We start from the raw sequence: 12,647 nt of genomic DNA on the forward strand, positions 1-12,647 counted from the left end.
GGCGTTACGCCGCGTCGTCGGCACCTGCGGTGGCCGCGCCACCGAGGTCCGCCGGGACGGCGTCCGGCACGGCCATTGGCCGTTCGGCGCCCCGGAAGACGAGCTTGGACTTGTCGATGTTGCTCGGGTCGCCCTCGCAGTCCACCACCACGATCTGACCCGGGGTCAGCTCGTTGAAGAGGATCCGCTCGGAGAGGTTGTCCTCGATGTCGCGCTGGATCGTGCGACGCAGCGGCCGCGCGCCCAGCACCGGGTCGAAGCCCTTCTTCGCCAGGTACTTCTTGGCGTTGTCGGTCAGCTCCAGACCCATGTCCTTGTTGCGCAGCTGGGTCTCGATGCGGGCGATCATGATGTCGACGATCGACAGGATCTCGTTCTCGCGCAGCTGGTGGAAGACGATGGTGTCGTCGATCCGGTTGAGGAACTCAGGCCGGAAGTGCTGCTTGAGCTCGTCGTTGACCTTCTGCTTCATCCGGTCGTAGTTGGACTCGGAGTCCTCAGAAGCCTGGAAGCCCAGCGAGACCGCCTTGGCGACATCGCGCGTGCCGAGGTTGGTGGTCAGGATGATGACCGTGTTCTTGAAGTCCACGATCCGACCCTGACCGTCGGTGAGCCGCCCGTCCTCCAGAATCTGGAGGAGCGTGTTGAACACGTCCGGGTGGGCCTTCTCGATCTCGTCGAAGAGGACCACCGAGAACGGCCGACGACGCACCTTCTCGGTCAGCTGCCCGCCCTCGTCGTAGCCGACGTAGCCGGGCGGGGCACCCACCAGCCGGGACACCGTGTACCGGTCGTGGAACTCGGACATGTCCAGCTGGATGAGAGCGTCCTCGCTGCCGAACAGGAACTCGGCGAGCGCCTTGGACAGCTCGGTCTTACCAACACCGGACGGGCCGGCGAAGATGAACGAGCCGGACGGGCGCTTCGGGTCCTTCAGGCCGGCCCGGGTACGCCGGATCGCCTTCGAGACCGCCTTGACCGCGTCCTCCTGGCCGATGACGCGCTTGTGCAGCTCGTCCTCCATGCGCAGCAGACGCGAGGTCTCCTCCTCGGTCAGCTTGTAGACCGGGATGCCGGTCCAGTTGCCGAGCACCTCGGCGATCTGCTCGTCGTCGACCTCGCTGACGACGTCCAGGTCGCCGGCCTTCCACTCCTTCTCCCGCTGGGCCTTCTGGCCGAGCAGCTGCTTCTCCTTGTCCCGGAGCTGGGCGGCCCGCTCGAAGTCCTGCGCGTCGATCGCGGACTCCTTGTCGCGGCGCACCTGGGCGATGCGCTCGTCGAAGTCACGCAGGTCTGGCGGCGCGGTCATCCGGCGGATCCGCATCCGGGCACCGGCCTCGTCGATCAGGTCGATCGCCTTGTCCGGCAGGAAGCGGTCGGAGATGTACCTGTCGGCCAGGGTCGCGGCGGCCACGAGAGCGGCGTCGGTGATGCTCACCCGGTGGTGCGCCTCGTAGCGGTCGCGCAGGCCCTTGAGGATCTCGATGGTGTGGGCCAGCGACGGCTCACCCACCTGGATCGGCTGGAAGCGGCGCTCGAGAGCGGCGTCCTTCTCCAGGTGCTTACGGTATTCGTCGAGGGTGGTGGCACCGATGGTCTGCAGCTCGCCACGGGCCAGCATCGGCTTGAGGATGCTCGCCGCGTCGATCGCGCCCTCGGCGGCACCCGCACCCACCAGGGTGTGGATCTCGTCGATGAACAGGATGATGTCGCCGCGGGTGCGGATCTCCTTGAGCACCTTCTTGAGGCGCTCCTCGAAGTCACCGCGGTAGCGGGAACCGGCCACCAGGGCACCGAGGTCGAGCGTGTAGAGCTGCTTGTCCTTCAGCGTCTCGGGCACCTCGCCCTTGATGATCTTCTGGGACAGCCCCTCGACCACGGCGGTCTTGCCGACGCCGGGCTCACCGATCAGGACCGGGTTGTTCTTGGTACGGCGGGAGAGCACCTGCATGACCCGCTCGATTTCCTTCTCGCGCCCGATGACCGGGTCGAGCTTGCCCTCGCGGGCGGCCTGGGTCAGGTTACGGCCGAACTGGTCCAGCACCAGGCTGGTCGACGGCGCGGCCTCGCCCGGCGCGGTGCCCGCGGCGGCAGGCTCCTTGCCCTGGTAGCCGGAGAGCAGCTGGATCACCTGCTGGCGGACCCGGTTGAGGTCGGCGCCCAGCTTGACCAGCACCTGGGCGGCGACGCCCTCGCCCTCACGGATCAGGCCGAGCAGGATGTGCTCCGTGCCGATGTAGTTGTGGCCGAGCTGCAGCGCCTCACGCAGCGACAGCTCCAGCACCTTCTTGGCCCGCGGCGTGAACGGGATGTGCCCGCTCGGCGCCTGCTGGCCCTGGCCGATGATCTCCTCGACCTGCTGGCGGACGCCCTCCAGGGAGATGCCGAGGCTCTCCAGGGCCTTTGCCGCGACGCCCTCACCCTCGTGGATCAGGCCCAGCAGGATGTGCTCCGTACCGATGTAGTTGTGGTTGAGCATCCGGGCCTCTTCCTGGGCCAGGACGACAACCCGTCGCGCTCGGTCGGTGAACCGCTCGAACATGCCCTCGTGCTCCTCACGTGCCGTGCGCCTTGATGGTCTAGATCTCGGCGGGGCCGGTGCGCGGACGTCCGGGACGGGCGTCCGTGCCTCCTTACTCTATCGCCGCGGACCGGTTCCGCTGAGGTCGTGTGTCCCCGCGAAAGGCCGTTCTCACGTCGTTTCTGACAACCGTCCACGCTCAGGAGGTGTTCCGGTACCCCTGCCTGTACGCGTAGAGCGAAATTCGACCGTCGGTGGAAAAGCCCGGTCGGGGCTTCCCGGAAGGCCTCCGGGGCCAGGACGGGCGGCATCGGCGCCACCGTCGTCATCCACAACCTGTGGACAGCATCTCCACCGCCTGTGGACAACCCGGCCCGAGCCCGTTTTCTTCCCGCGCCCGCCCCGGCCTCACGACCCGTCCAGCCGGCGCGTTCGGCCCTTCCCGCGCAGGCCGGACAGACGGCGCACCCAGGCGAAAACGGCGACGCCGGCCCGGAGTGGCACTCCGGTCCGGCGTCGGTTGTCGCCCGTACGGCCCGTCGGATCAGTGACCCGCCTTCGCGTGGAACTCGTCGACGATCTCCTGCGGGATGCGGCCCCGGTCGGAGATGTCCTTGCCGACCCTCTTGGCCCAGGCCCGGATGGCCTTGTTCTGCTCGCGGTCGGCGGTCGCACCGCCCCGGCCGCGCGCGGCCCGGCCGCCGACGACCACGCCACCGCGACCGACCTTGGTCCCGTGCGCGACGTACTGAGCGAATACGTCACGCAATTTCTCGGCGTTCGCGGCAGAGAGGTCGATCTCGTACTGCACGCCGTCCAGCGCGAACTTGACGGTCTCGTCAGCGTCCCCGCCGTCCAGGTCATCGACCAGCTTGTGAATGATCTGCTTGGCCACGTCCCACATTCCTTTCGAGCAGGGTTGTGCTCCTGCAATACAGGAGCACAATAACCCGCCCGGCGCTTGCCTCGTCAATAGGATGCGGTAACGACCCGCAGCGGTCGGCGGCTACTCTGGCCGGACCAACGGGAACAGGATGGTTTCCCGAATTCCCAGGCCGGTCAGCGCCATCAGGAGCCGGTCGATTCCCATTCCCATGCCGCCGGCCGGTGGCATTCCGTACTCCATCGCCCGGAGAAAGTCCTCGTCCAGTCGCATCGCCTCGTCGTCACCACGGGCGGCGAGCTGCGCCTGGGCCACCAGCCGCTCCCGCTGCACGACCGGGTCGACCAGCTCGGAGTACGCGGTGCCGAGCTCGAAACCGAGGACGTAGAGGTCCCACTTCTCGGCCAGCCCCGGCTCGCCGCGGTGGGCCCGGGTCAGCGGGCTGGTCTCCTCCGGGTAGTCGAACACGAAGGTGGGCGCCTGCAGCGACGGCACGACCAGTTCCTCGAAGAGCTCCTCGGCCAGCTTGCCGGGCCCCCACTTCGGGTCGACCGCGAGCCCGACCTTGTCGGCGTACTCGACCAGGCGGGACCGTTCGGTGCGGACGGTGACCTCCTCGCCGAGCGCCTCGGAAAGCACACCGAACAGCGTGACCGAGCGCCACTCGCCGCCCAGATCGAACTCGTGCCCGCCGGCGTGGGTGACCACCGTCGATCCACTGACCGCGATCGCGGCCTGCTGCACGAGATTTCGGGTCAGCTCGGCCATCGTGTTGTAGTCGCCGTACGCCTGGTAGGCCTCGAGCATCGCGAACTCGGGCGAGTGCGACGAGTCGACGCCCTCATTACGGAAGTTACGGTTGATCTCGAACACCCGGTCAACGCCACCCACCACGGCGCGCTTGAGAAACAGTTCCGGCGCGATTCGAAGATACAGATCAGTGTTCAGGGCATTGCTGTGAGTCACGAATGGGCGGGCCGCCGCGCCACCGTGCAGCAACTGGAGCATCGGGGTCTCCACCTCGATGAAGTCCTGCCCGTGCAGGGTGTCGCGGAGGCTACGCACCGCAGCCGCCCGGGTACGCACCATCTCCCGCGCCTGCGGCCGGACCACCAGGTCCACGTAGCGCTGGCGGACCCGGGCCTCCTCGCTCAGCGGCTTGTGCGCCACCGGCAGCGGACGCAGCGCCTTGGCGGTGACCGCCCACTCCTGCGCCAGCACCGACAACTCGCCACGGCGGCTGGTGATCACCTCACCGGTGATGCCCACGTGGTCGCCGAGGTCGACCAGGCGCTTCCAGTCCTCCAGCCGCTGCGCGCCGACCCGGTCCAGCGAGAGCATCGCCTGGAGTTCGGTGCCGTCGCCGTCCCGCAGCGTGGCGAAGCAGAGCTTGCCGGTGTTGCGTACGAAGATCACCCGGCCGGTGACCGACACCCGGTCGCCGGTGGCGGTGTCGGTGGGCAGGTCGGCGTACTGCTCGCGGATGCGGGCCAGGGTGCTGGTCCGGGGGTAGCCGACCGGGTACGGCTCGACGCCCTCGGCGAGCATCCGGTCCCGCTTCTCCCGGCGGACCTTCATCTGCTCGGGAAGGTCGTCGGCGGGGTCTACTGGCAGGGCGTTCTGCTCGGTCACGGCACGCTTCCTCAGGCCTTGGGGATATCGGCGGGGTCGACCCATGAGCGTACTCAAGCCGCCAGCGGGTCGTTACCGGATAACCTGCCGCCCATGACGGACCCCACTCACGCACTCTCCTTCGGTGCCGCCGCGGCCGAGTACGACCGGTTCCGGCCCCGCTACCCGGAGGCGGCGCTGCGCTGGGCGCTCGACGGCCTGGCCGCGCCCGCCCGGGTGATTGACCTCGGCGCGGGCACCGGCATCCTCACCCGTGACGTGCTGGCGCTCGAACACCGAGTCGTACCCGTGGAACCGGATCCTGGGATGCGGGCGCAACTGGCGGTCGCCACGCCGGGCACGACGGCGCTGGCTGGCAGCGCCGAGGCCGTGCCGCTGCCCGACGACTCGGCGGACGCGGTGCTGGTGGGGCAGGCCTACCACTGGTTCGACCGGGAGCCGGCGCACGCCGAGATCGCCCGGGTGCTGCGGCCCGGCGGCACCTTCGCCCCGGTCTGGAACGTCCGCGACGAGCGGGTGGCCTGGGTGGCGGAGCTGAGCCGAGTGGCCGACCTCCGCGACAACGCCGGCGATCTCACCGAGAAGTACGGCGACTTCGGCCCGGCGTTCGAGCCGGTCGAGGTGGGCGAATTCGCCCATTCGACCACGCTCACCCCGGACGAGGTGATCGACATGCTGCACACCCGCTCGTACTGGCTGACCGCCTCGCCGGAGGAGCGGGACCGGGTCGACCGCGGGCTGCGAGAGCTGTTCGCCACCCATCCCGACCTGACGGGCCGGCAGACCGTCGAGCTGCCCTACCGGACGCTCGTCTTCCGCTCCCGCCGCCACTGAGCACGATGTTAAGAGGGGGCCCCTGCTCTACCGGAGGCGTTAACAGGGGGCCCTTCCTTACACGTTGCGGTCGTAGACCATGCGGAGGCCGATGAGGGTGATCATCGGCTCGTGGTGGGTGATCGTGCGGCACTCGTTGAGGACCAGCGCGGCGAGGCCGCCGGTGGCGATCACCGCCTTCACCTCGCCCAGCTCCTCGGTCATCCGCTCGACGATCCGGTCCACCTGGCCGGCGAAGCCGAAGTAGAGGCCGGCCTGGAGGCACTCGACGGTGTTCTTGCCGATCACCGAGCGGGGCTTCGTGGCCTCCACCTTGCGCAGCTGGGCGGCGCGGGCGGCGAGCGCGTCGAAGGAGATCTCGATGCCCGGCGCGAACGCGCCACCGAGGAACTCGCCCCGGCCGCTGATCACGTCAAAGTTGGTGGTGGTGCCGAAGTCCACCACGATCGACGGCCCGCCGTAGAGGGTGTACGCGGCCAGGGTGTTGACCACCCGGTCGGAGCCGACCTCCTTCGGGTTGTCGATGGCGAGCTGCACCCCGGTGCGTACCCCGGGCTCGACGACCACGCTCGGCAGGTCCGCGTAGTAGCGGGCCAGCATGGTACGCAGCGAGCGCAGCGCGGCCGGCACGGTCGAGCAGGCGGCCACCCCGGTGATCTCCACGGCGTCACCGGCCAGCAGCCCCCGGAACATCAGACCCAGCTCGTCCGCGGTGGACCGGGCGTCGGTCTTGATCCGCCAGGAGTGCACCAGCTTGTCGCCGTCGAAGGTCGCCAGCACGGTGTTGGTGTTTCCGATGTCGATGCAGAGCAGCACGCTGGCAGCCTAGACGGCGCTCGCGTCGCGCAGATCCAGGGCGATGTCCAGGATCGGCGAGGAGTGGGTCAGCGCGCCCACCGAGATGAAGTCGACGCCGGTCGCGCCGTACTCGGTCGCCATCGGCAGGGTCAGCCCGCCGGTCGCCTCCAGCTCGGCCCGGTCGCCCACCGCGGCGACCACCTCGCGCAGCTGCGCCGGGGTCATGTTGTCCAGCAGCAGAAAGTCGGCACCCGCCTCGACCGCCTCCACCGCCTCGGCCGGGGTGTCCACCTCCACCTGCACCGGCACGTCGGGGAACGCCTCCCGGACCCGGCGGTAGGCGGCGGCGATCCCGCCCGCGGCGACCTTGTGGTTGTCCTTGATCATCGCGACGTCGTACAGGCCCATCCGCTTGTTGGTGCCGCCACCGGCGCGGACCGCATACTTCTCCAGGGCGCGCAGGCCGGGGGTGGTCTTGCGGGTGTCGAGCACCATCGCCTTCGTGCCGGCCAGGGCATCGGCCCAGGCCCGGGTGTGGGTGGCCACCCCGGACATCCGGCAGAGCAGGTTGAGCGCGGTCCGCTCGGCGGTGAGCAGCAGCCGGGTCGGGCCGGTCACCGTGGCCAGCACGTCGCCACGCGCCACCCGCTGCCCGTCGTGGGCCACCAGCGACACCTCGACGGTACGGTCCGCCCCGGTCACCTCGCCCACCAACTCGAACACCGCCGCCGCCACGGACAGCCCGGCCACCACCCCGTCGGCGCGGGCGACCAGGTCACCGGTGTCGTGCTGCCCCTCGGGGATGGTGGCGACGCTGGTGACGTCGAGGAAATCCGGGCCCAGGTCCTCGGTGAGCGCGTCGACGATCACCCGCCGTACCCGCTCCGGGTCCAGGCCACCGGCCCGCAACGCCCGCTCCGTCGACGCCCTCATGACAGCTCCTCCCACCGCTCGCTCAGCAAGCCCTCCGCCCCGAACCCCGCGACGAGGTGGCCCAGCCACCGGTCGTCGGCCGTCGGGAAATCCTCCCGCCAGTGGCAGCCCCGGGTCTCCCGACGGGCGTACGCGGCGGCGACCAGCATCGACGCCACCGTGATCAGGTTCGTCGCCTCCCAGTCGGCGGTACGCGGGGTGCCCCGGCCCTGGCCCAGATCGGTGAGAGTGGCGGCGGTCGCGGCCAGGCTCTCCGCCGAGCGGAGCACCCCCGCCCCCCGGGTCATCGCCCGTTGCAGGGCCGAGGTGGTCTCCGCCGGCACCACCCAGCCCTGGCCGCCCACCCAGGCGCCGATCTCGGCCGGCTTCGCCTGCTCGGGCAGCCCGGCGGCGATGTCCTCGGCGATCCGGCGGGAGAACACCAGCCCCTCCAGCAGCGAGTTGCTGGCCAGCCGGTTGGCGCCGTGCACGCCGGTGCAGGCGACCTCGCCGCAGGCGTACAGGCCGGGGATGGAGGTGCGGCCGTGCAGGTCGGTACGGACCCCGCCGGAGGCGTAGTGGGCGGCCGGGGCGACCGGGATCAGGTCGGTCGCCGGGTCCACCCCGATGGCCAGGCAGGACGCCACGATGGTCGGGAAGCGCCGGGCCAGGAACTCCCCGCCCAGGTGGCGGGCGTCCAGCCAGACGTGGTCCGCGCCGGTGGCCAGCAGCACCCGGTGGATGCCCTTGGCGACCACGTCCCGGGGGGCCAGCTCGGCCAGCTCGTGCTGGCCGACCATGAACCGCTTGCCGTCGCCGTCGACCAGGTGGGCGCCCTCACCGCGCAACGCCTCGGACACCAGCGGCTGCTGGGCCCGCGTCGCGCCCGCCGCCCCGGCCGGCACGATCAGCGCGGTCGGGTGGAACTGGACGAACTCCACGTCGGTGACCGCCGCGCCGGCCCGCACGGCGAGCGCCACCCCGTCGCCCGTGGACACCGCCGGGTTGGTGGTGGCCGCGAAGATCTGGCCCATGCCACCGGTGGCCAGCACCACGGCCCGGGCCAGGATCGCGCCGACACCGTCCGCGCTGCCCTCGCCGAGCACGTGCAGGGTGATTCCGCAGGCCGGGCCGAACCCGTCCGGGCCGTCGCCGGGGGCGCGCAGCAGGTCCAGCACCAGGGCGTGCTCGACCAGCCGGATCCACGGGTCGCGGTGGACCGCCGCGTGCAGGGCCCGTTGCACCTCCGCCCCGGTGGCGTCGCCGCCGGCGTGCACGATCCGGTCCGCCCGGTGGCCGCCCTCCCGGGTGAGCATCAGCGAGCCGTCCGGGTTGCGGTCGAACTCCGCCCCGATCCGCATCAGCTCGCGCAGCCGGGTCGGGCCCTCCTCCACCAGCACCCGGACCGCCGCCGGGTCGCACAGGCCGACGCCGGCGACTGCGGTGTCGTACGCGTGCGCCGCCGGGGTGTCGGCCGGGTCGAGCACGGCGGCGATGCCGCCCTGCGCCCAGCGGGTCGAACCCTCATCTATGTTGACCTTGGTGACCACGGTGACGTGCAGGCCCGCCTCGCGCAGGTGCAGCGCGGCGGTCAGGCCGGCGACCCCGGAGCCGACGACGACCACGTCGGTGGTCTCCACCCAGCCGGGTGCGGGCGCGGCGAGCAGCCCGGGCAGGGCCGGCAGGTCGACGGTCGGAAGGTCCATGAGCACAGTCAACCTGAAGGCACCTCACCCCGGGCAGCGGGGGCGGGACGAGTGGTTCCGGCTACTTCGTCCGGACCGGCAGGCCGGCTTCCCCGGCGCCCTTGAGCGAGGCGGTCACCGTGCGGTCGCTGAGCCAGAGATAGCAGCGGACGCCCCGGTCGCCGACGGCCCACCGGCCGCTGCCGGGCGGGCGGACCACCACCCCGCTCCGGAACCGGAGCATCGCATCGTCCGGCACCCCGACGTACCTCGCCAGGATGCTGTTGCAGCCGGCGTAGAGCGGGACCCAGTCGGCGTTCTTCGTCGGGTACGGGCCCTCCGGCGCCGGCCACACGCCGACGAACTCGGCGTCGTGCGAGGTGCCGCAGTCGATTGGGGTCAGCTTCTGCACCCGGAGGTCGCCGCCGGTGCGCTGGCAGCCCAGCCGCAGCGCGGACGGACCCTTGAGCGCGTCGCGCAGGCTGCCCGTCCGGGTCACCACCTGCGCCGCCGTCTCGACCGTGGTCAGCTCGGTCAGGTCACAGCGATACCAGCGCAGACCGGTCGTCCAGCCGGGACCGGTGGGCAGCGCCACCGCCAGCCGCAGCCGCCCGGCCCGCCAGTTGTCGCCGACGTAACCGCTGGCCCGGGTGTCGCAGTCGGCGAACGCCGTACGCAGCTCCACGGAGCCGACGGCGGGTGGGGCGGACCGGTCGACGGTGAAGGCACCCACGTGCACCGTCTCCACCCGGTGCGGCAGGTCGCAGCCCACCGGGTCGTACCCGTCGAGGGTGACCGTCGGGGTGAAGTCGGCGACCTGGCAGACCCCGACCGCCGGAGTGAACGGCCCGGCCTGCGGCAGTGCCGGCCAGTCGTCGGTGAGGTCCCCGTCCAGCCCGTCGGTGGCGCAGCCCGTCAGGGCGGCCCCCACGACCAACGCGGCGATCAGGACCCTCATCGCACCACGCATCGCGGCCTCCCCCAGCCGACGACCGTCAATCCGACGGTGCGCCCAGGGTAGCCGCAACCGGCCTTCCGGTGACAGACCGCGTTGCCCGCCCGGGATCAGTTCAGGGCGGCGGCGAGGGGGTTGGGGACCGGGTCGCCGGCGGTGCCGGGGGCGGCGCTGGTCGGGTCGGCGGTGAGGTCGACCACCTTGTTGTCGGCGTCGACGTGCACCACCCGGGGCTGATACGTCCGCGCCTCGGCGTCGTCCATCTGCGCGTACGAGATGAGGATGACCAGGTCACCGGGGTGCACCAGATGCGCGGCGGCGCCGTTGATGCCGATCACGCCGCTGCCCCGCCGCCCCGGGATCACGTACGTCTCCAGCCGGGACCCGTTGGTGACGTCCACGATCGCCACCTGCTCGCCGGGGAGCAGGTCGGCCGCGTCGAGCAGATCCTCGTCCACGGTCACCGAGCCGACGTAGTGCAGATCGGCCTGGGTCACGGTGGCCCGGTGGATCTTCGACTTGAGCATGGTCCGGAGCATCGAATGCCTTTCCGAAGGGTCAGGAATGCGGGGCGAGAAGAACCGCCGCGTTGTCGATCAGGCGGGTGGTGCCGACCCAGGCCGCGATCAGCAGCCGCGCCGGGCCGGCGACCGGCCCCGGCTCCAGGTCGGCGTCGGTGAGCACCAGGTAGTCGAGGCGGGCGCCCGGCGTACCCGAGTCGAAGGCGCGGTGGGCGGTGGCCAGCACCATGCCCGCGTCCGCGCCCTGCTCGGCGGCCTCGACGCCGGCCCGCAGCGCGGCGGAGAGACTCAGCGCCACCTGCCGCTCCTGCGGGGACAGGTAGCGGTTACGGCTGGACAGGGCCAGGCCGTCCGGCTCGCGTACGGTCGGCACGCCGACGATCTCCGTCGGCACGTCCAGGTCGCGGACCATCCGCCGGACCAGGGTGAGCTGCTGATAGTCCTTCTCGCCGAAGAAGGCCAGGTCGGCACGGGTGAGCTGGAGCAGCTTCAGGACCACGGTGAGCACCCCGTGGAAGAAGCCGGGGCGGCTCAGCCCCTCCAGGTCCTCGCCGAGCGGGCCCGGGTCGAGCCGGACCGCCGGCTGACCGTCCGGGTACATGTCGGCCACCGAGGGGGCGAACACCACGTCGGCGCCGGCCCGCCGGCAGATCTCCAGGTCGGCGTCGAGGGTGCGCGGGTAGCGGTCGAAGTCCTCGTTCGGGCCGAACTGGAGCGGGTTGACGAAGATCGTGACGAGGACGTGGTCGGCCCGCTCCCGGGCGGCCCGCAGCAGCGTCTCGTGCCCGGAGTGCAGCGCGCCCATGGTCATCACCACGCCGACGGTGCCGGTCAGCCGCTCCCGCGCCGCCGCCAGCTCCTTGCGCGTGTGCACCAGCTCCGTCATGCGGCAACCTCCCCGTGGATCCCACTCAACACGTCCAGCAGCGACTCCGCGTCGGCCGGGCGCAGCCGCCCGGCCGCGATGGCGCGGTCCGCCGTCCGTCGGGCCAACGCCAGGTAGGGGGGCAGGGATTCCGGTGCGGCCGCCGCCAGCCGGACCAGGTGCCGGCGTACGGTGCCCGCGTCGCCCCGGGAGACCGGGCCGGTGAGCGCGTCGTCACCGAGCCGCAGGGCGTTCTCCAGGGCGGCCCGCAGCAGCGGGGCGAGCACCTTCTCCGGCCGGTCCACCCCGGCGTCGCGCAGCCGGTCGGCCGCCTCGTTGACGAGGGTCACCAGGTGGTTCGCGCCGTGCGCCAGCGCCGCATGGTAGAGCGGGCGATCGTCCTCGGCCACCCATTCGGGCACGCCGCCGAGGTCGGCGACCAGCCGGGCGGCGAACGGGCGCAGCTCCGCCGGGGCGGTCACCCCGTACGAGCTGCCGGCGAGGCGGGTCAGGTCGTCCGGCGTACCGGTGAAGGTCATCGCCGGGTGCAGCGCGAGCGGCCGGGCACCGACGGCGGCGGCCGGGGCGAGAACGGCCAGCCCGTGCGCGCCGGAGGTGTGCGCGACCACCTGGCCGGGCCGCAGCGCGCCGGCCTCGGCCAGCCCGGCGACCACGCCGGCGAGGGCGTCGTCGGGGACCGCCACGATCAACAGGTCGGTGGCCGCGCGAGCGACGGCGGTCGCGGTGCGGGTCGGGATCTGCGGCAGCAGCAGCGCCAGCCGGGCCTGGGCGGCACCGGACCGATCGGTGACGGCGACCACCCGGTGGCCGGCGGCGGCGAGGGCCGCGCCGAGCACGGCACCGACCCGGCCGGCGCCGATCACGCCGACGGTGAGGGTACGGGGAAAGGCGAGCGGGGCGCCGTTCGAGGCGCCACCCGACGGTACGGCGGCCCCGGGCGGGGCGGCCGGACGCGGGCGCAGCGGTGCGCTCATGGCAATCGATCCAGTCCTCGATGGGGGTACCGGTCGATCGCAAGTA

General features: G+C 71.7%; 11 protein-coding genes. 1 reads left to right on the forward strand and 10 read right to left on the reverse strand.

Going from position 1 to position 12,647, the window contains the following annotated elements; translation table 11 throughout:
• Positions 1 to 4: 4 nt before the first annotated feature.
• The 3 genes from AB0C02_RS09985 to lysS form a co-directional block, all read right to left on the reverse strand.
• Entirely contained in the window at positions 5 to 2,542 is a 2,538-nt protein-coding gene (locus AB0C02_RS09985; RefSeq protein ID WP_357543140.1) for an ATP-dependent Clp protease ATP-binding subunit, read from the reverse strand.
• 523 nt (positions 2,543 to 3,065) lie between these two features.
• Positions 3,066 to 3,416 carry an Lsr2 family protein gene (locus tag AB0C02_RS09990; RefSeq protein ID WP_357543142.1) on the reverse strand — a complete coding sequence of 117 codons (351 nt, stop codon included), beginning with the start codon at positions 3,414 to 3,416 and terminating at the stop codon, positions 3,066 to 3,068.
• 111 nt (positions 3,417 to 3,527) lie between these two features.
• On the reverse strand, positions 3,528 to 5,036 hold the full coding sequence (gene lysS / locus AB0C02_RS09995) for a lysine--tRNA ligase (protein WP_357543144.1): 1,509 nt from the start codon (positions 5,034 to 5,036) through the stop codon (positions 3,528 to 3,530).
• Between the two features lie 93 nt (positions 5,037 to 5,129).
• On the opposite strand from lysS, the gene AB0C02_RS10000 reads away from it, so the two are divergent.
• The gene (locus AB0C02_RS10000) at positions 5,130 to 5,870 is read left to right on the forward strand and encodes a class I SAM-dependent methyltransferase (RefSeq protein WP_357543146.1); all 741 of its coding nucleotides are present in this window, start codon (positions 5,130 to 5,132) and stop codon (positions 5,868 to 5,870) included.
• A 57-nt stretch (positions 5,871 to 5,927) separates the two neighbouring features.
• Here AB0C02_RS10000 and AB0C02_RS10005 read toward each other — a convergent pair whose 3' ends face one another.
• The 7 genes from AB0C02_RS10005 to AB0C02_RS10035 all read right to left on the reverse strand — a co-directional run bounded on the left by AB0C02_RS10005 (position 5,928) and on the right by AB0C02_RS10035 (position 12,601).
• Positions 5,928 to 6,686 (reverse strand): type III pantothenate kinase, encoded by a 759-nt coding sequence (locus tag AB0C02_RS10005; protein WP_357543148.1) that lies wholly within the window; start codon positions 6,684 to 6,686, stop codon positions 5,928 to 5,930.
• A gap of 9 nt (positions 6,687 to 6,695) precedes the next feature.
• The gene (gene nadC / locus AB0C02_RS10010; RefSeq protein WP_357543150.1) at positions 6,696 to 7,601 is read right to left on the reverse strand and encodes a carboxylating nicotinate-nucleotide diphosphorylase; all 906 of its coding nucleotides are present in this window, start codon (positions 7,599 to 7,601) and stop codon (positions 6,696 to 6,698) included.
• Positions 7,598 to 9,286, reverse strand: a complete 1,689-nt coding sequence (locus AB0C02_RS10015) for an L-aspartate oxidase (RefSeq protein WP_357543152.1) — start codon at positions 9,284 to 9,286, stop codon at positions 7,598 to 7,600. The genes nadC and AB0C02_RS10015 overlap by 4 nt, the downstream gene beginning before the upstream one ends.
• Positions 9,287 to 9,347: 61 nt before the next feature.
• Positions 9,348 to 10,235 carry a septum formation family protein gene (locus AB0C02_RS10020; protein ID WP_357543154.1) on the reverse strand — a complete coding sequence of 296 codons (888 nt, stop codon included), beginning with the start codon at positions 10,233 to 10,235 and terminating at the stop codon, positions 9,348 to 9,350.
• Positions 10,236 to 10,330: 95 nt separating this feature from the next.
• Positions 10,331 to 10,759, reverse strand: coding sequence for an aspartate 1-decarboxylase (gene panD, locus AB0C02_RS10025; RefSeq protein ID WP_357543156.1), 429 nt, complete (start codon positions 10,757 to 10,759; stop codon positions 10,331 to 10,333).
• Positions 10,760 to 10,778: 19 nt separating this feature from the next.
• On the reverse strand, positions 10,779 to 11,627 hold the full coding sequence (panC, locus tag AB0C02_RS10030; RefSeq protein WP_357543158.1) for a pantoate--beta-alanine ligase: 849 nt from the start codon (positions 11,625 to 11,627) through the stop codon (positions 10,779 to 10,781).
• A complete protein-coding gene (locus AB0C02_RS10035) occupies positions 11,624 to 12,601 on the reverse strand; it encodes a Rossmann-like and DUF2520 domain-containing protein (RefSeq protein WP_357543160.1) in 978 nt (325 codons plus the stop codon). The genes panC and AB0C02_RS10035 overlap by 4 nt, the downstream gene beginning before the upstream one ends.
• Between the last annotated feature and the right edge of the window lie 46 nt (positions 12,602 to 12,647).

The sequence above is a fragment of the Micromonospora sp. NPDC048999 genome (assembly GCF_040649295.1).
Taxonomy (GTDB): Bacteria; Actinomycetota; Actinomycetes; order Mycobacteriales; family Micromonosporaceae; genus Micromonospora.